Consider the following 17,098-nt stretch of genomic DNA (forward strand, 5'->3'; position numbering starts at 1 on the left):
TTCAGGAGGATATAGGCAGAATGAGATATATTGAACAGTTCCGGGAAGGAATGAGAGTCTCGGACGTATATTTATGTAAGACGAAACAGCACGCGGTGACGAAAAACGGAAAAGAGTACGCTTCCGTGCTGCTTCAGGATAAAACAGGCACGGTAGACTGCAAAATCTGGGATTTAAGTTCCCCGGGCATCAATGATTTTGAGCCGTTGCAGTACGTCTATGTGGACGGCGATGTGACGGTTTTCCAGGGTTCCAACCAGTTAAATATCAAGCGCATACGCAAGGCGGACGAGGGCGAGTATCAGGAAAGCGATTACCTTCCGGTCAGCTCAAAGGATATCAAGATAATGTATCAGGAGCTGACGGCTCTGGTGCAGTCTTTCCAGAATCCGTACCTGAAAAAGCTGGCATCCAGCTATTTCCTGGAAGATAAGGCATTTGTGAAGAAATTCTGCTTCCATTCGGCGGCGAAGAGTGTGCATCATGGTTTTGTGGGCGGACTTTTGGAACATACGTTAAGTGTTATGAAACTCTGTGATTTCTACACGAAGTCATATCCGGCGCTGAATCGCGATCTGCTTCTGACGGCGGCGCTGTTCCACGACATCGGAAAAGTGCAGGAATTATCCGCATTTCCGGAAAATGATTATACGGACGACGGTCAGCTCTTAGGTCATATCGTGATCGGCACGATGATGGTTGCAGACCGTATTAAGGAGATTCCGGGATTCCCGGCAAAGACAGCGGCGGAGTTAAAGCACTGCATCCTTGCGCACCACGGCGAATTAGAGTACGGTTCCCCGAAGAAACCGGCGCTTCTGGAGGCGCTGGCATTGAATTTCGCGGACAATACCGATGCGAAGATGGAGACGATGCTGGAAGTCTTAAAGAGCGGCGGGGAGAATCCGGGCTGGCTCGGATATAACCGTTTCCTGGAGACGAATGTGAGAAAGACGACGCCGACGGAATAATAATAAGATAACAGACATCTAAAATGAGTCTAAATGTATATAAGAAAAAGAAAACAGCGCTGCACAAGCAGATGCTGCCTTGCAGAAGCGGGGGAACGAAAAAATAGGAATCAGGACTCACCACCTAAAGAGGTGGGAGTCTTCTCGTTTCATAGGAAATTGCGTTCTATGAAACAAAAAACGCTCCGCGGGATGCGCACTCGCGCGAAGAAGAAACATGTCGCAAGCGACCGCGCTCGGCACGAGAATGTGCCAAGGCACATTCTTTTTTAACTGAGATAAATAAGAAAAATGGAGAAGGATACCAGGAAGGTACAGCGGTTCAGCAGGGACCGCACTTTTCTGATATCCTTTTGTTTCATAAAGAAAAATATAGGGGTACAACAGAAAATATGAAAAAACGAGAAAATACAGGCAAAATCATTGGAAAGGTGTTCGGAGAAGCCAGGGCACTTGGCGTCACTGCCTTAGCGGCGGCAGTCATGCTTTCCGGATGCGGAAACGCTGGAAATCAGGCGCAGAAAGGCGGTTCCGGCGCAGAACAGACGGAAAATGTTGAAAACGGCGAAAATGCAGCGGAAAATACCCAAACAAGCGTTATTATCGCGATGCCGCCGACTTCAGAGCCGAAGGCGGGCTTTGATCCGACATATGGCTGGGGCGCGGGCGAGCATATGCATGAACCGCTGATCCAGAGCACCCTGACGGTGACAGAAGCAGATTTGAGTATCGGGTATGATCTGGCGACGGATGTGGAGACCTCCGAGGATGGAATGACATGGACGGTGACGATCCGCGATGATGCGAAATTCACGGATGGCGAGGCGCTGACCGCGGAGGATGTGGCATTTACTTATAACACATTGAAAGAGACGAGTTCCGTCAACGATTTTTCAATGCTGAAACAGGCGGAGGCGATCGATGATGTGACGGTTGTGTTTGAGATGGAACGCCCGTTTGCTATCTGGTCATACACGATGGCGGTGACGGGAATTGTGCCGGAGCATGCATATGGAACGGATTACGGCACACATCCGATCGGTTCCGGGCGATATATCCTGAAACAGTGGGACAAGGGGCAGCAGGTGATTCTGGAAGCCAACCCGGATTATTATGGGGATGCGCCGAAGATGCGGCAGGTCACGATTCTCTTTATGGAAGAGGATGCGGCATTTGCGGCGGTGCGCGCCGGGCAGGTGGATGTGGCGTACACGGCGGCGTCCTATGCAGACCAGTCGGTTCCAGAATTCAGTCTTTTGGATTGTGAGACGGTGGACAACCGTGGATTTAACCTCCCGGCAGTGCCGGAGACGGTACGGGGGGATGGCGTAAAAATCGGCAATGATTTTACCGCGGATGTGCAGGTGCGCCGGGCGATCAACCTGGCGATTGACCGGCAGGAAATGATCGATCATGTGTTAAATGGTTATGGCAGCCCGGCATATAGTGTCTGTGACAAGATGCCGTGGTACAACGATGAAATGGAGAAAATTTCCTATGATGTGGAGAAGGCGGAAGAGATGCTGGATGCGGCGGGATGGAAGAAAAATGCCGACGGCATCCGCGAAAAGGGTGGAGTGAAAGCCATTCTGGAATTTCTCTATCCGACCGGGGATTCGGTGCGTCAGGCGCTGGCAGCCGATACGGCGCAGCAGTTAAAAGAGATTGGAATTGACACATCGATCCGCGGCACCGGCTGGGATACTGCGTATGACGAGGCACAGTCGCAGCCGCTTCTCTGGGGCTGGGGCGCGCACACGCCGATGGAATTTTATAATATTTACCATACAAAGGCAGATACGGGGCTGGCAGAATATTCGCCGTATGCGAATGAGACCGTGGACGCTTATATGGATGAGGCCCTGGCAGCACCGGATCTGGAAAGTTCGTATGAATTGTGGAAAAAGGCGCAGTGGGACGGCGAGACGGGCGTTTCAGCCGAGGGTGATCTTCCGTGGATCTGGCTGGTGAATGTCGATCATCTGTACTGGGTGAGAGACGGGCTTCATGTCGCAGAGCAGAAGGTGCATCCGCACGGTCACGGCTGGTCCATCGTCAACAATGTCGATCGGTGGTACTATGAGTAGGATGAAATGGTTTGGGCGCAGTCTGCTGCACCTGATTCTGCTGCTTTTGGCAGTCAGTCTGGTATCGTTTCTGCTGGTGTCGATGTCTCCGGTCGATCCGCTGCAGACGAATGTCGGGCAGACGGCGCTCGGCTCGATGGCGCCGGAGCAGATCGAGAAGCTGCAGGCGTACTGGGGCGTTGGTGTGCCGGTCTGGAAGCGCTTCTTTAACTGGATTTCGGGCATCTGTCATGGTGATTTTGGCATTTCCCTTCTGTATCGCAGACCGGTGCTGGAGGTGATCGCGGAAAAGGCGTCTGCGTCAGTGTGGCTCCTTCTGTCTGCGTGGCTGTTTTCGGGAATCGTGGGGATATTTTTAGGAATTGCAGCGGCGGCAAAACGGGGCAAGTGGGCGGATCGCCTGATTACGGGCTATTGCATCGTGATCGCGGGAACGCCGTCCTTCTGGCTGGCGCTGGTGCTGCTGCTTCTCTTTACAGTGCAGCTTCCCGTCTTCCCAATCGGGTTCAGTGTCCCGGTGGGAATGGCGGCGGACGAGGTCAGCCTGGCGGATCGCCTGTATCACGCATTTCTGCCGGCGTGTACGCTGGGACTGACAGGGATTTCTTCGATTGCGATGCACACGCGCGAAAAAGTGATTGAGATTCTGGAAAGTGATTACGTACTCTATGCGCGGGCGCGGGGCGAGAGCGGCTGGCGGCTGATTTTTCGGCATGGACTCCGCAACCTGCTTCTCCCGGTAATTACGCTCCAATTTGGCTCGATCAGCGAGATTTTCGGCGGTTCGGTGCTGGTGGAACAGGTCTTTTCCTATCCGGGACTCGGACAGGCGGCGGTCACGGCGGGGCTGGGAAGCGATATCCCGCTTCTGATGGGAATTACACTCATCAGTGCCGTGCTTGTATTTGCAGGAAATGCAGCGGCGGATGGGCTGTACCGGCTGGTCGATCCGAGACTTAGGAAAGGAGGCAGGGCATGAGAAAGAAAACACTCTGGCTGCTGGGAATTTCCCTCCTTTTCCTGATTCTGGTGACAGTGCTTGGAATCGTCTGGGAGGATGCCGCACAGCAGGTCGATTTTGCGAGAAAAAACCTGCCTCCGGGAACCGGCGGGCTGTTTGGAACCGACTGGATGGGGCGGAATATGCTGAAACGGACGGTTGCAGGGCTTTCTTTAAGCATCCGGCTGGGGCTTCTGACCGCGGCGATCAGCGCCGCGGTGGCATTGGCGCTTGCATTGCTGGCGTCGCTTGGCGGGGGACTGATGGATTCATTGGTATGCGGGCTGATTAATCTGGTAATGGGAATCCCGCACATGCTTCTCCTGATCCTGATTTCCTACAGTCTGGGAAAGGGATTCCGGGGTGTAGCAGCCGGGATTGCCCTGACGCACTGGGCGTCGCTGGCGAGGCTTTTGCGGGCGGAAATCTTACAGATCCGGGAAAGTCCGTATGTGCAGATCTCCGAAAAACTGGGGAAAAAGCCCTGGTGGATTGCCTGGAACCACATCGTCCCGCAGGTATCAAGGCAATTTGTGACCGGGTTAATTCTTCTCTTTCCCCATGCGATTCTGCATGAGGCGGGCGTGACCTTTCTGGGCTTCGGTCTTTCCTCCGAGCAACCAGCGATCGGTGTTATTTTATCCGAGAGTATGTCGTACCTGATTACCGGAAAATGGTGGCTGGCGCTCTTTCCGGGCGCGGCACTGGTGCTGGTAACGCTGGGATTTCAGGCGATCGGGCAGAGCCTGGGGCGGCTGATGGATCCGGGGAGCGCGCATGAGTAGAGGATGCTGGGAATGAGGCAGAAAAACATATATTTTGATAAAATGATGCGATTAAGACAAAAACAATCAAAAACGATGCGGCTATCAGATTTGGAACAGACAGACGTTCTCAAGGAACGGAGATTGCGTGAAAATCGTGATTCCATGGAAATGCCGATATTGAAAATTCAAAATCTAAACTTATATTTTACGCAGTACGCGCGTGGGCTTAGACGGCGCGAACTCCATCCGCTCCGCGACCTTTCCTGCAAACTTTTTAGTGGGGAGCTGACGGCGGTGGTCGGGGCGAGTGGTTCGGGAAAAAGCCTGCTGGCGCACGCGATTCTGGGGATCTTGCCGTACAACTGCCGGATGGAAGGAAAAATTTCCTATCAGGGAGAGGTTCTGGATGAGACGCGGCTTGCCGGGCTGCGGGGCAATGGGATTTCCCTGATTCCGCAGGGGGTTTCCTACCTCGATCCGTTGATGCGGGTCGGGGATCAGATCTGCGGCGGCAGAAAAGATGAAGCGACGCGGGCAAAATGCCGCCAGCTTTTGAAGCGGTACGGGCTGGATGAATCAGTGGAAAAATGTTATCCATTTGAGCTGTCGGGCGGCATGGCGCGGCGCGTCCTGATGGCAGCGGCACTGATGCAGGAGCCGAGGCTGATTGTGGCGGATGAACCGACACCGGGGCTGGAGGCGATGACCGCGCGCCATGTAATCCGTCATTTAAAAGAGATGGCACAGGACGGGGCAGCGGTGCTTCTGATTACTCATGATCTGGAACTGGCGATTGAGATGGCGGACCGGATTCTGGTGTTTTATGACGGGACGATTCTGGAGGAAGTAAAGCCGGAGAACTTCCGGGAGGGACGGAATCTGAAAGAGCCATACACGCAGGCGCTCTACCGGGCACTGCCGGAACATGAATTTTTTGGAGGAGAATGAGATGTCACTAAAGACGGAAAACCTATCTTTTTCGTATGAAAATGGCGGGCGCCACGTGCTGACGCGTATTTCCCTGAAAATTGAGCCAGGAGAGCGCGTGGGTCTGGTGGCGCCGAGCGGATATGGAAAAACGACGCTGTGCCGCCTGCTGGCGGGATATGAGAGACCGGAGGCGGGAACGGTAGAGATTGACAGCATACCGATTGAGAATATCCGGGGCTGTATGCCGGTGCAGTTAATCTGGCAGCACCCGGAGCAGGCGCTCAACCCGCGCTGGCGGATGCGCCAGGTTCTCAGTGAGGGCGGTCAGGTGGATGAGGAGAGTCGGGGACGGCTTGGCATCCGGGAAGAATGGCTGGATCGTTTTCCATCGGAGCTTTCCGGCGGCGAACTGCAGCGGTTCTGTATTGCCAGAGCGCTGGCGGCAAATCCGCGGTATTTGCTGGCGGATGAGATCACCGCGATGTTTGACGCAGTGACCCAGAGCCAGATCTGGCAGGCGCTTTTGCATGAGGCAAAGGAGCGGGAGCTGGGAATGGTGATTGTGAGCCATTCCGAATCCCTTTTGAAGCGGATTTGCACGCGGCGGATTGATTTAAAGGCATTGCAGGAAAAGATGGCAGCAGTTTAGCCGGTTCACATATTGACAGAGAAAATCGGGATTTGACAAGGAGAAATGAGGAAGAAATGGATGTTCGGAAGCTGTTGGAAGAGGTAAAACGGGGGGATACAAGTATTGAGGAAGCGGAGAATGCGTTCAAGAATCTTCCTTACGAAGATTTAGGGTATGCGAAGCTGGATCTGCACCGGAAATTGCGTTCGGGATTCCCAGAGACGGTGTTCTGCCAAGGAAAGCCGGATGCCTATCTGGCGGATATTTTCGAGACGCTGTACCGGGAAAATGGGGAAGTACTCGGAACGCGGGCGACGCCGGAGCAGTGGAATCTAGTGCGGGCGCGCATCCCGGAGATAGAATACGATCCGGTTTCAAAAATTTTGCAGGCGAGAAAATCATCGGAGACACCGCGGAAGCTGGAAGGGCTGGTGGCAGTCTGCACAGGCGGAACCGCGGATATCCCGGTTGCGGAGGAAGCTGCCAAAACGGCAGAATTTTTCGGCTGCCGCGTGGAGCGCTACTATGATATAGGGGTGGCGGGGATCCACCGCCTTTTATCCAAACGCGAGGCGATTGCGCGGGCAAACTGCGTGATTGCGGTGGCGGGAATGGAAGGCGCGCTTGGCACAGTTGTTGCCGGGCTGGTGGAAAATCCGGTCATTGCGGTTCCGACCTCGGTCGGTTATGGTGCAAGTTTTCATGGACTGTCGGCATTGATCACGATGATCAATTCTTGTGCGAATGGTATTTCGGTTGTAAATATCGATAACGGTTACGGCGCAGCTATCTGGCGGCGCAGATCAACCGCCTGGCGGTGCGGGAGCCGAAGAAGACGGCAGAGTGATAGTGGTTTGTGATAATTGCATAAAAGCGAAAAACGGAAATGTATCAATAAAATGAGAAAAGTAGAGGGAGAAGTAAAAATGGATGAGAAAATCTTATATCTGGATTGTGCGTCTGGAATCAGTGGAGATATGACGGTTGGCGCACTGTTGGATCTTGGAGCAAGCCGGGAAAAACTGGTACGGGCACTGGACAGTCTGGGCGTATCCGGGTATCATCTGCATTTTGGGCGGACGAAGAAATGTGGAATCGATGCGTATGATTTCGATGTACATTTAGAGGAAGAAGAGCATCATCATGACCACGAACATAGCCATGATGAGCACAACCATAGCCATGATGAGCATGACCATGAGCATCATCACGATCATGAACACACTCACGACCATGAGCATCATCACGATCATGAACACACCCACGAACATGAGTACAGCCATGATTACGCTCACACCCACGATCATATGCATCCTCACGTCCACCGCAACATCCATGACATTTTCGAGATCATCGATCGTCTGGATGCATCTGACCGTGTTAAAAACCTGGCGCGCCGGATGTTTGAGATTGTGGCGGGGGCAGAGTCGAAAGCACACGGAATCCCGGTCAGCGAGGTTCATTTCCATGAAGTCGGTGCAATTGACTCGATTGTGGATGTTATCAGTGCGGCATTCTGCCTGGAGGATCTGGGAATCCACCGCGTGGTGGTATCGCCGCTTTCCGAAGGTCATGGATTTGCGCGCTGCCAGCACGGTTTAATGCCGGTTCCGGTTCCGGCGACGGCAAATATCGCAGCGGCACAGGGCTTGGAACTGACGCTTCGGGATGTCGAAGGAGAGATGGTAACGCCGACCGGCGCGGCGATCGCGGCGGCATTCCGGACAGAAGCGGCGCTTCCGAAGAAGTACCAGATCGAAAAGATCGGTATCGGCGCCGGAAATAAGGATTTCGCGCACGCGAATATCCTGCGGGCGATGCTTCTGACGGATAAAACGGTGGAAGTAGAAACCGGAAAAGACGGTCACGACGAGAGCTCCATGTGGGTCATGGAGGCAAACCTGGACGACTGCACCGGCGAGGCTCTGGGATATGCGATGGAGGTGCTTCTGGAAGCGGGCGCCAGAGATGTGTGGTACACACCGGCATATATGAAGAAAAACCGTCCGGCGTATGTGCTTCATGTACTGACAACGGCAGAAAAACGGGAAGAATTAGAACAGCTTGTCTTCTCCTGTACGACTACGATCGGTGTGCGCCGTTATCCAGTAGAGAGGACGATATTGCCACGGGAAGTAAAGGAGATCCAGACCCGTTACGGGGCAGCAAAGGTAAAAATCTGCAAGCGCGGCGGCATGGATACGTGCTATCCGGAGTATGAGAGCGTGCGCGCGATCTGCCGGGAGACAGGGAAGCGCTTCATGGAAGTATTCCACGGAGTAATGGAAGACGGAAGTATTAGTTTACAGTAGGCACTTTTGAGATTGAAAAACGGCACAGTGCATTCTCGTTAGATAATTAAGAGGAGAATCAAGAACCATGGAAAATAAACCAATGATATCAGAGACAGAAAAAAGAGAAGCTTTAAAACAGTTCATGGCAGAAAAAGCGAAAGCACCGGTCTGTGTCGCCTTTTCGGGCGGTGTGGACAGCAGCCTGATTCTCAAGCTGGCGTGTGATACGGCGAAGAAGACGGGAATGCCGGTTTATGCCGTGACATTTCACACCATGCTGCACCCAGCCTGTGATCTGGAGATCGCGGAGCGGGTGGCAAAGGAGCTGGGCGCGATCCATAAAATTATCCAGGTCAATGAGATGGAGCTGGAAGCCATCCGGACGAATCCGGTCAACCGCTGTTATATCTGCAAACACCACCTGTTCGCGACACTTCTGGATTTTGCAAAAGAAGAGGGGATTCCGTGCGTGATGGACGGAACCAATGAGAGCGACCTGCATGTGTACCGCCCGGGTATCCAGGCACTCCGTGAGCTGGGTGTCGTCAGTCCACTTGCACAGTGCGGACTGGAGAAAAAGGATGTCAAGGCATTTGCGGCTGACTTAGGAATTTCCGTTGCATCCCGTCCGTCCATGCCATGTATGGCGACCCGCCTTCCATATGGAACTTCCTTTGACATGGAAGTTTTGAAGCGGATTGAGAAAGGCGAAGATTATCTTCGAAGCGTGTTTGGCGGAAATGTGCGCCTGCGCCTGCATGGCGATATTGTCCGGATCGAGGTGGATGCGGATAAATTTGAAAAAGCGATTGCCGAGCGGGAGACGATCTGCAGGACATTAAAAGAAATGGGATTTCTGTACATTACACTCGATCTGGAAGGTTTCCGGTCGGGAAGTATGGATATAGTGGAGAAATTCAACGCGCTGGTCGGGAAATGAATGTAAAGGAGATGGAAATCCCATGCAAGAAGAATGTATTGTCTGTAAAGCACCTCTTATTTATCTGGAACAGGATGAATGGATGGAGTGCGAATTATGTCATAAAAAAGAATTGAGCAAGACCAGATGCCAGAACGGGCATTATGTTTGTAATGATTGTCATACGAAGGGACTGGACACCATTCTTTCCCTGTGTATAGACGAAACATCCAGAAATCCGATCGAGATTGTCCGGAAGATGATGGATGCATCGTTTTGCCATATGCATGGACCGGAGCATCATGTCATGGTGGGAGCGGCGCTGCTTACTGCATATAAAAATGCGGGAGGTGCTATTAATCTGCGGGAATCTGTGATGGAAATGCTGAACCGTGGGAAAGCCGTTCCAGGAGGAACCTGCGGATTCTGGGGTGCCTGCGGAGCGGGAATCAGCGCAGGTATGTTTGTATCTATCTTGTCTGGGGCGACGCCACTGACGGAGGAATCCTGGGGACTTTCGAATCAGATGACATCAAAAGCACTGGAAGCGATTTCGCGCACCGGCGGTCCGAGGTGTTGTAAAAGAGATTCTTATCTGGCGATTCTGGCGGCGGTTGATTTTGTAAAAACGCATTTTGGAATCGAAATGGAATGCACAGAAGTCCAGTGTACGCATTGTGCTCAGAACAATCAGTGTATTGGCAAGCGCTGTCCATTTTGGCGATTTGATGATAGTATTTGACTATAAATGGATAAACGGAGATAATAAAGTTGCGATATAATTAGATTGTGCGAGATGGGATTGCAGTTTGCATAATGTGTGAACTGTGATGAGAGAGCAATTTCTCGTGTAATAGGAAATTTCCTGGAATTCCCTATTACACAAAAGGCACATCCTTTTTTATGTGGAAAAATCGGAATTGACCGAGCTCTTTGAGCGAGGGATACTTCTTGTCCGAAGGGCAAGAAGGTGGGCGTAAAAAAGATTAGAACAATCGGGATTTATCAGAAAATGAGGAATAGTTGAAAATGGAGGCGCTATAATAACATGAAGATTGAAGGGAACCAGAAAGAACTGGATGCAATGGTAGAATTTCATAAGGGAAACCGTGTCGAGGGGTTGAGACTGCAAGAAGAATTTGCAGCGGAATTTCGTAAGGAGTATAAAGACAAAGATCACTGTCCTTGCCTGAAAGCCTGTCGTTATCACGGAAACTGTAAGGAATGTGTAGCAATCCACAGAGCGCATCAGGAACATGTTCCTAATTGTATGCGACCATTGATTAATAAAAAATTGAAATTGATGTCAGAATTAACAGAGCATACCTTGGCAAATGAAATAGAAGCTCCACATGAGATTTTAAGAAAATAGGCAAGTCAAATTCAAGTTTGAAAAATTGAGAAATCGTAAAATTGAAGAAAAAGAATGCACAGTTCTTAGCATATCGGGAACTGTGCATTTCTGTAAATAAATACTTTTAATTAGCCGATTACGGCATCCTCTGCTGTAAAATGTTCCAGAGAATTTTCTTTTACCTGAATGCAGATATAAGTAATTCCAGAAATATCGGATGCAAAAAACTGACGCTTTGCAGTAGGTGCGATTTTTAGCCAGTCTCCAGTTGAAAGACTGATTTCTTCTCCATCAATTATGGCTTTGCCGTTACCTGAAAGAATTCCATAGATTTCTTCATTTTCTTTATGAGAATGAACAAATGGGACATTTGCTCCTGCAGGTAGTTCGTTTAAACTGATTTCTGCACCTGTTAAAGACAACTTTTCATGCAGCTCAATTCGGTTTTCCTTTCCAATAGTTGTTTTTGTGTAATTTGCCATAATAACCTCCATAGTTAATTTGTAGTTTCTGGTTGCTTGGTATTAGTATAGTGTGAGACACATACAAAAACAAGTACGCACCTTTTTGTAACTGTACACTCAAAAATGAATGTGTTACAATAGACTCGGAGGTGAGAATTATGCGAGCAAAAGAAGAATTACCGGAATGCCCAGTTGCAACAGCAGTATCTCTTATCGGAGGAAAATGGAAACTGCTGATTTTGCGTAACTTAAAAGAGCGTCCATGGAGATTCAATGAGCTACAACGAAGTATAGATGGTATTTCACAAAAGGTTTTGACAGATAGTTTAAGACAAATGATGAGTGATGGGCTGGCATATCGCCACGATTACCATGAGCAGCCACCGAGAGTTGAATACGGCTTAACGGAACTCGGAACAAAAATGCTTCCAATTGTTAATTCACTTGCTGACTTTGGTAACTACTATAAATCAATTATTGAACAGAATTAAGGACGTTAGTATTTGAAAAAGCTTGAACAATTCCAGTTTGAAGAATTGAAAAAAACGGAATTTACCTATTAAGACATATAAACTCTTGACAATAAAACTCCTATATAGTATGTTTTTAATAAACTACTATATAGGAGCTTTTGCATGAAAACAAATGGCGGATTTCTTGTCACCAAAATAAAACAGCTTGGTGACCGGATTTTTGAGAAGATTCTCAGCGAAAAAAATATCGATGCGTTTAATGGAGCCCAGGGACGTATTCTTTATGTGCTGTGGCAGGAGGATGGTATCTCAATCAGGTCACTCTCGATTAAATGCGGATTAGCGATAACATCTCTTACTACGATGCTGGAAAGAATGGAAAATCAAGGGCTGATAAGCCGTGTTCAGTCTGAAACGGACAAAAGGAAAACACTCCTGTTTCTGACTGAGAAAGCACATGCCTTAAAGGGCGAGTACGATTCTGTATCTGATGAGATGGGCAGTATTTACTACAAAGGTTTTTCAGAGGAAGAAATTACCCGGTTTGAGGAATGCCTCGACCGCATCAGAAAGAATCTTGAGGAGTGGCAGAAGTCATGAGTATTTGTATCAAAGATCAGATTCAGAACATGAATATCGTCATCGGCTGCACAGTGGGGTGTACATATTGCTATGCCCGCAACAACGTGAAACGCTGGCATATGATTGATGACTTCGCTGACCCTGAATTCTTTCCGAGTAAGCTCAAGATGATGGAAAAGAAACGTCCGCAGAACTTTCTTCTTACCGGGATGAGCGATCTCTCCGGATGGAAGCCGGAATGGAGAGACGAGGTATTTGCAAAGATCCGTGAAAATCCACAGCATCAGTTCCTGTTCCTTACCAAGCGACCTGATTTGCTGGATTTTGATACCGATCTGGAAAACGCATGGTTTGGCGTTACGGTGACGAGGAAAGCAGAACTGTGGCGTATCGACGCCCTTCGGAAAAACGTCAGAGCAAAACATTACCATGTTACCTTTGAGCCGTTATTCGACGATCCCGGCACAGTTGACCTTTTCGGAATCAATTGGATCGTTGTCGGCACTATGACCGGGGCTCAGAGCAGGAAGATTCATACGGAGCCGGAATGGGCATGGTCTCTGGCGGACCAGGCACATAAGCTCGGCATTCCGGTGTTTATGAAGGAAGACCTTGTCCCTATCATAGGGGATGAAAATATGATTCAGGAAATGCCGGAAGAATTTAATAAAGTGTTAGAGGTACAGAAATCATGGAAGAAGTAATAAATGGAATCCTCATTCGTGAGGTGGAAACAAAGAACATCATGACTAAGTCTAGTCTGCCGGTAGGCGGTTACTCGGTCAATCCCTATGTGGCTGTACACATGCCTGCAAGTATTGCTATGCTTCTTTTATGAAGCGCTTTACCGGGCACAAGGAGGAATGGGGCACTTTCCTTGATGTGAAGCATTGGCCGGAAATTAAAAATCCGAAGAAATATGCCGGGCAGCGTGTGGTCATCGGTTCTGTGACGGATGGCTACAATCCACAGGAGGAGCAATTCGGGAATACCAGAAAACTTCTGGAGCAGTTAATCGGCAGTGACGCAGATATTCTGATCTGCACAAAGTCGGATCTTGTGGTACGGGATATTGATCTGCTGAAGAAGCTTGGACGTGTAACCGTTTCATGGTCGATCAACACACTAGATGAAAATTTCAAGAACGATATGGACTCTGCTTCGAGCATTGAGCGCCGTATCTCTGCTATGAAGCAGGTATATGAAGCCGGTATCCGTACAGTCTGTTTCGTATCCCCGGTATTCCCCGGTATCACGGATTTTGAAGCAATCTTTGAGCGGGTAAAGGATCAGTGCGATCTGTTCTGGCTCGAAAATCTCAATCTTCGAGGCGGTTTCAAAAAGACAATTATGGATTATATCGCCGGAAAATATCCTGATCTTGTACCACTTTACGACGAGATCTATAACAAGCATAACCGCAGCTACTTTGAAGCACTTGAAGTAAAAGCTGAGAAAATGGCTAAGAAGTATGATTGTGCCTTTGTGGATAATGAAATGCCTTATGGAAGAGTCCCGCAGGGACATCCGGTGATCGTAGATTATTTCTATCATGAGGAAATCCGTGGGACAGAGAATACCGGAAAAAGAAATCACTAACTTCCAGCTTGGTTATAAGATCGGATTTATCAATGATGCTGAGATATGGTTACTCATGTTAAAAAAACGCAATACCTCTGTTATATATAATGAGGATGAAATAGACGAGTTGATTCTGCTGATACGCGATAGCTTTATTCTGGCTTTTACGGTTCTTAAAGATACACTTGTGAAGAAGCTGGAGGAAGCAGAAAGCGATTGGATGTAAAAAAGCAGTCGATAACCCTGGGAGGAGTCCGCGGTGAAGGATAAAACAGTATATACATGTACATATAAATCAAAGTTAGGCGATATTCTGCTGGCGGCAGACGCGATCGGACTCACGGGTCTGTGGTTTGAGGGGCAGAAGTATTTTGCAAATACACTTCCAGACGGAGCTATTTCACAGGAATCCCCGATTTTAACCGAGGCAAAGAGATGGCTGGATATTTATTTTTCTGGCAAAGAACCGGACTTTATTCCGCCGCTGCATCCGACTGGCTCCGCATTTCGACAGGCGGTGTGGCAGATTTTATTGCAAATTCCGTATGGACAGACGACTACCTATGGGGAGATTGCAAAAAAGCTGGCGAAGATGCAAAATGCGTCCCATATGTCCGCGCAGGCGGTAGGCGGTGCAGTGGGGCATAATGAGGTCTCCATCATCATTCCATGTCACCGCGTAGTAGGAACGAATGGAAGCCTGACCGGGTATGCGGGTGGAATTGATAAGAAAGTGGAACTGCTTACGCTGGAACATACCGATATGAGTCGTTTTTTTGCGCCGAAGAAAGGAACGGCGCTTTAGTCATTTAGGTGTAATTTTTAATGTGATATCAATTTTTATTGACGTTACTGTTTCTGTGGAAACAAGCATACCATCGGCTTGTTTCCACAGAAACAAATTTGATAATAACGATATAGGATATTTTCATCAGAATATTTTTCTTATTTCAAAGATTACGAAGTTTCACAGGCAGGCGGGGATGTTATTTACTGAAATCCAGATGGAATACAAATGCCAGGACCGCTCCTGGAAGACGATGATTGTGCGTGCCTATTAGTTAAAAAACCATGGAAATCACTATTCGTACATTGTAACATATCGGTTTGATATCGCGGAGCGAGTAAAGATTGACAATTTCAAAATCCTGTCGTATACTTCTTTCAGTCCCAAATGGGATTGAATGGGGAAGGTTATGGAATATAAAATACAAAAACTTTACGATCAGGTCAACCAGGCGATCATCCGCTGCCGTGGTATATACTCGATGTGGGCAAAGAATAACAATGTGAGCTATAACCGGATGCTGGTGCTTTACACCATCCGCGAATTCGGATTCTGTACGCAAAAGCAGATCTGTGATTCATATCTGCTTCCGCGGCAGACGGTGAACCATGTGATTTCAGAGATGAAAAAAGACGGGATTCTTGTAGCGGATCCGGAAAAGAGCACCGGGAAGGAAAAGGCGCTTGTTTTGACGCCGGAGGGCGAACGGTATTCGGAAAAATTATTATATTCGTTAAGCCGGATGGAAGAACGGGCGGCGAAACGTCTGGGAGAGGACAAGATCCGCAGAATGACGGAACTGTTTATGGAGTATGACCAGATTCTGGAAGAGGCACTGGAGGAGACGGACGATGAAGAGTAAGGCGGGAACGGATACAGAATTTTTCCGGACGGAGAAAATTCCGAAGATATTGCTGCAAATCGCACCTCCGGTTATGCTGGCGCAGCTGATTCAGGCGATGTATAACATTGTAGACAGTTTTTTTGTGGGAAAATATTCCGAACCGGCGCTGACGGCGCTTTCGGTCATTTATCCGTTGCAGCTCATCATCATTGCGCTGGCGGTGGGAACCGGTGTGGGCGTGAATACCTACATGGCGCGCCTGTATGCACAGAAAATGCCGGGACAGGCGGAAGAAACAGCGGGAACAGGCACGCTTCTGGCGCTTGGAACCTGGTTTATATTTGCCATTTTCTCGATCTTCTGTATGCGTCCGTATGTCCTGACAAGTGCGAATACCCCGGAAGCGATCGAGAGTGCTGTTATCTACGGACAGATCGTCTGTATCGGCAGCATCGGGGCATTTCTGGAAGGAAACTGGACGAAGGTCCATCAGTCGCGGGGCAATATGCACCGTCCGATGGTCGCCCAGACCGTGGGGGCGCTGACGAATATCGTGCTTGACCCGATCCTGATTTTCGGACTCGGTCCGGTGCCGGAGCTGGGAGTCGCGGGTGCTGCCTATGCGACTGTCTGCGGACAGGTGGCAGCTGCGGTCATCACATCGTTTGGCGGGGTTGGCAGATTGCCAGAGCGCACAAAAATGCCGCTCTATATCAAGCAGATCTACTGGTTTGGCTACGCGTCGATTATTATGCAGGCATTATTTACAGTTTATATCGTGATCTTAAATGCGATCCTTGCCGGATTTTCAGATTCGGCAGTGACGGTGCTGGGGCTTTATTATAAAATGCAGACGTTTTTCTTTATCCCGCTGATGGGCTTGCAGACGTGTATCGTTCCGGTGCTCAGCTTTAACTATGCAACGAAGAGCTATGCGAGATGCCGGGAAATTATGCGGGACAGCTATGGATTTTCCTGTGTGTTTATGCTGGTCGGTGTGATCTGCTTTGTTTTCTTTCCGGTGCAGCTGCTCCGGTTTTTTTCAAAGAGCAGCGAGGTCATCGCGATCGGAAAAAATGCATTCCCTATCATCGGGGCAAGTTTTATTCCGGCGGTATTTTCACTGATGACCCCGGTCTTCTTCCAGGCGATCGGAAATGGAAAGATCAGCCTCTTTTTGTCCGTGATGCGCCAGATCTGCTGCCTGATTCCGATTTTCTGGCTGTTGTCGCTGATTGACCTGCGCTTTACCTGGTTTGCATTTCCGATCTCGGAAGTGCTGGTCGGTGTCACGGGAATCGTGCTTTATTACAAGGAAATCAAAAGAGACTTTGATAAAGGAGCAGCATGAGAAAGCACGTAAAAACATAGAAAATAGTTTCGTAGAAAATTTTTAAACGCTTTTAATGAATTG

The 17,098-nt window shown here is 49.3% G+C and carries 18 protein-coding genes and 2 pseudogenes; 19 read left to right on the forward strand and 1 reads right to left on the reverse strand.

Features of this window, described 5'->3' with window-relative positions; translation table 11 throughout:
- Positions 1 to 20 precede the first annotated feature (20 nt).
- The 11 genes and pseudogenes from DW085_RS11395 (at position 21) to DW085_RS11445 (ending at position 10,971) form a co-directional block, all read left to right on the forward strand.
- Positions 21 to 971: an HD domain-containing protein gene (locus tag DW085_RS11395; RefSeq protein ID WP_022358800.1), complete on the forward strand. Its 951-nt coding sequence runs from the start codon at positions 21 to 23 to the stop codon at positions 969 to 971.
- A gap of 392 nt (positions 972 to 1,363) precedes the next feature.
- Positions 1,364 to 3,058, forward strand: a complete 1,695-nt coding sequence (locus DW085_RS11400; protein WP_118492871.1) for an ABC transporter substrate-binding protein — start codon at positions 1,364 to 1,366, stop codon at positions 3,056 to 3,058.
- Positions 3,051 to 4,037, forward strand: coding sequence for an ABC transporter permease (locus tag DW085_RS11405; protein WP_333493393.1), 987 nt, complete (start codon positions 3,051 to 3,053; stop codon positions 4,035 to 4,037). The genes DW085_RS11400 and DW085_RS11405 overlap by 8 nt, the downstream gene beginning before the upstream one ends.
- Positions 4,034 to 4,843 (forward strand): ABC transporter permease, encoded by an 810-nt coding sequence (locus DW085_RS11410; protein ID WP_107001864.1) that lies wholly within the window; start codon positions 4,034 to 4,036, stop codon positions 4,841 to 4,843. Before DW085_RS11405 ends, DW085_RS11410 begins: the two co-directional genes overlap by 4 nt.
- Positions 4,844 to 4,855: 12 nt before the next feature.
- Positions 4,856 to 5,773 carry an ABC transporter ATP-binding protein gene (locus DW085_RS11415; RefSeq protein ID WP_243034008.1) on the forward strand — a complete coding sequence of 306 codons (918 nt, stop codon included), beginning with the start codon at positions 4,856 to 4,858 and terminating at the stop codon, positions 5,771 to 5,773.
- A 1-nt stretch (position 5,774) separates the two neighbouring features.
- Positions 5,775 to 6,404: an ATP-binding cassette domain-containing protein gene (locus DW085_RS11420; RefSeq protein WP_118492839.1), complete on the forward strand. Its 630-nt coding sequence runs from the start codon at positions 5,775 to 5,777 to the stop codon at positions 6,402 to 6,404.
- Positions 6,405 to 6,460: 56 nt separating this feature from the next.
- Positions 6,461 to 7,233: pseudogene (gene larB, locus DW085_RS11425) on the forward strand (nickel pincer cofactor biosynthesis protein LarB).
- 79 nt (positions 7,234 to 7,312) lie between these two features.
- Entirely contained in the window at positions 7,313 to 8,698 is a 1,386-nt protein-coding gene (gene larC, locus DW085_RS11430) for a nickel pincer cofactor biosynthesis protein LarC (protein ID WP_118492840.1), read from the forward strand.
- 67 nt (positions 8,699 to 8,765) lie between these two features.
- Complete coding sequence (gene larE, locus DW085_RS11435) at positions 8,766 to 9,620, forward strand: ATP-dependent sacrificial sulfur transferase LarE (protein WP_207663895.1); 855 nt, start codon at positions 8,766 to 8,768, stop codon at positions 9,618 to 9,620.
- A 22-nt stretch (positions 9,621 to 9,642) separates the two neighbouring features.
- Positions 9,643 to 10,341, forward strand: a complete 699-nt coding sequence (locus tag DW085_RS11440) for a DUF5714 domain-containing protein (RefSeq protein WP_118492842.1) — start codon at positions 9,643 to 9,645, stop codon at positions 10,339 to 10,341.
- Positions 10,342 to 10,647: 306 nt separating this feature from the next.
- Positions 10,648 to 10,971, forward strand: coding sequence for a hypothetical protein (locus DW085_RS11445; RefSeq protein WP_004613237.1), 324 nt, complete (start codon positions 10,648 to 10,650; stop codon positions 10,969 to 10,971).
- A gap of 110 nt (positions 10,972 to 11,081) precedes the next feature.
- Here DW085_RS11445 and DW085_RS11450 read toward each other — a convergent pair whose 3' ends face one another.
- Positions 11,082 to 11,435: a cupin domain-containing protein gene (locus tag DW085_RS11450; protein WP_020993869.1), complete on the reverse strand. Its 354-nt coding sequence runs from the start codon at positions 11,433 to 11,435 to the stop codon at positions 11,082 to 11,084.
- A 140-nt stretch (positions 11,436 to 11,575) separates the two neighbouring features.
- On the opposite strand from DW085_RS11450, the gene DW085_RS11455 reads away from it, so the two are divergent.
- From DW085_RS11455 to DW085_RS11495, 8 genes and pseudogenes are all read left to right on the forward strand, one after another.
- Entirely contained in the window at positions 11,576 to 11,908 is a 333-nt protein-coding gene (locus tag DW085_RS11455; protein WP_008373705.1) for a helix-turn-helix domain-containing protein, read from the forward strand.
- A 144-nt stretch (positions 11,909 to 12,052) separates the two neighbouring features.
- Positions 12,053 to 12,490 (forward strand): radical SAM mobile pair system MarR family transcriptional regulator, encoded by a 438-nt coding sequence (locus tag DW085_RS11460; RefSeq protein ID WP_117796695.1) that lies wholly within the window; start codon positions 12,053 to 12,055, stop codon positions 12,488 to 12,490.
- Positions 12,487 to 13,176, forward strand: a complete 690-nt coding sequence (locus DW085_RS11465; RefSeq protein ID WP_117796694.1) for a radical SAM mobile pair protein A — start codon at positions 12,487 to 12,489, stop codon at positions 13,174 to 13,176. Before DW085_RS11460 ends, DW085_RS11465 begins: the two co-directional genes overlap by 4 nt.
- Positions 13,164 to 14,071, forward strand: a pseudogene (locus DW085_RS11470) (radical SAM mobile pair protein B). The gene DW085_RS11465 and the pseudogene DW085_RS11470 overlap by 13 nt, the downstream one beginning before the upstream one ends.
- Positions 14,037 to 14,279 (forward strand): nucleotidyltransferase substrate binding protein, encoded by a 243-nt coding sequence (locus DW085_RS11475; protein ID WP_242995798.1) that lies wholly within the window; start codon positions 14,037 to 14,039, stop codon positions 14,277 to 14,279. The pseudogene DW085_RS11470 and the gene DW085_RS11475 overlap by 35 nt, the downstream one beginning before the upstream one ends.
- Before the next feature lie 33 nt (positions 14,280 to 14,312).
- Positions 14,313 to 14,858 (forward strand): methylated-DNA--[protein]-cysteine S-methyltransferase, encoded by a 546-nt coding sequence (locus tag DW085_RS11480; protein WP_117796692.1) that lies wholly within the window; start codon positions 14,313 to 14,315, stop codon positions 14,856 to 14,858.
- Between the two features lie 391 nt (positions 14,859 to 15,249).
- Complete coding sequence (locus DW085_RS11490) at positions 15,250 to 15,702, forward strand: MarR family winged helix-turn-helix transcriptional regulator (RefSeq protein ID WP_118492846.1); 453 nt, start codon at positions 15,250 to 15,252, stop codon at positions 15,700 to 15,702.
- Positions 15,692 to 17,035 (forward strand): MATE family efflux transporter, encoded by a 1,344-nt coding sequence (locus DW085_RS11495; protein ID WP_118492848.1) that lies wholly within the window; start codon positions 15,692 to 15,694, stop codon positions 17,033 to 17,035. Before DW085_RS11490 ends, DW085_RS11495 begins: the two co-directional genes overlap by 11 nt.
- Positions 17,036 to 17,098: the final 63 nt, after the last annotated feature.

Source organism: Clostridium sp. AF50-3 (assembly GCF_003477445.1).
Classification (GTDB): domain Bacteria; phylum Bacillota; class Clostridia; order Lachnospirales; family Lachnospiraceae; genus Otoolea; species Otoolea fessa.

Excerpts from the sequence above, each read along its gene's own strand:
- DW085_RS11420 (WP_118492839.1), top strand. The coding sequence starts at position 5,775 with ATGTCACTAAAGACGGAAAACCTATCTTTTTCGTATGAAAATGGCGGG.
- DW085_RS11495 (WP_118492848.1), top strand. The coding sequence starts at position 15,692 with ATGAAGAGTAAGGCGGGAACGGATACAGAATTTTTCCGGACGGAGAAA.
- DW085_RS11490 (WP_118492846.1), top strand. The coding sequence starts at position 15,250 with ATGGAATATAAAATACAAAAACTTTACGATCAGGTCAACCAGGCGATC.
- DW085_RS11415 (WP_243034008.1), top strand. The coding sequence starts at position 4,856 with ATGAGGCAGAAAAACATATATTTTGATAAAATGATGCGATTAAGACAA.
- DW085_RS11395 (WP_022358800.1), top strand. The coding sequence starts at position 21 with ATGAGATATATTGAACAGTTCCGGGAAGGAATGAGAGTCTCGGACGTA.
- DW085_RS11445 (WP_004613237.1), top strand. The coding sequence starts at position 10,648 with ATGAAGATTGAAGGGAACCAGAAAGAACTGGATGCAATGGTAGAATTT.
- DW085_RS11400 (WP_118492871.1), top strand. The coding sequence starts at position 1,364 with ATGAAAAAACGAGAAAATACAGGCAAAATCATTGGAAAGGTGTTCGGA.
- DW085_RS11440 (WP_118492842.1), top strand. The coding sequence starts at position 9,643 with ATGCAAGAAGAATGTATTGTCTGTAAAGCACCTCTTATTTATCTGGAA.
- DW085_RS11455 (WP_008373705.1), top strand. The coding sequence starts at position 11,576 with ATGCGAGCAAAAGAAGAATTACCGGAATGCCCAGTTGCAACAGCAGTA.
- DW085_RS11460 (WP_117796695.1), top strand. The coding sequence starts at position 12,053 with ATGAAAACAAATGGCGGATTTCTTGTCACCAAAATAAAACAGCTTGGT.
- DW085_RS11410 (WP_107001864.1), top strand. The coding sequence starts at position 4,034 with ATGAGAAAGAAAACACTCTGGCTGCTGGGAATTTCCCTCCTTTTCCTG.
- DW085_RS11450 (WP_020993869.1), bottom strand. The coding sequence starts at position 11,435 with ATGGCAAATTACACAAAAACAACTATTGGAAAGGAAAACCGAATTGAG.
- larC (WP_118492840.1), top strand. The coding sequence starts at position 7,313 with ATGGATGAGAAAATCTTATATCTGGATTGTGCGTCTGGAATCAGTGGA.
- DW085_RS11405 (WP_333493393.1), top strand. The coding sequence starts at position 3,051 with ATGAGTAGGATGAAATGGTTTGGGCGCAGTCTGCTGCACCTGATTCTG.
- DW085_RS11465 (WP_117796694.1), top strand. The coding sequence starts at position 12,487 with ATGAGTATTTGTATCAAAGATCAGATTCAGAACATGAATATCGTCATC.
- larE (WP_207663895.1), top strand. The coding sequence starts at position 8,766 with ATGGAAAATAAACCAATGATATCAGAGACAGAAAAAAGAGAAGCTTTA.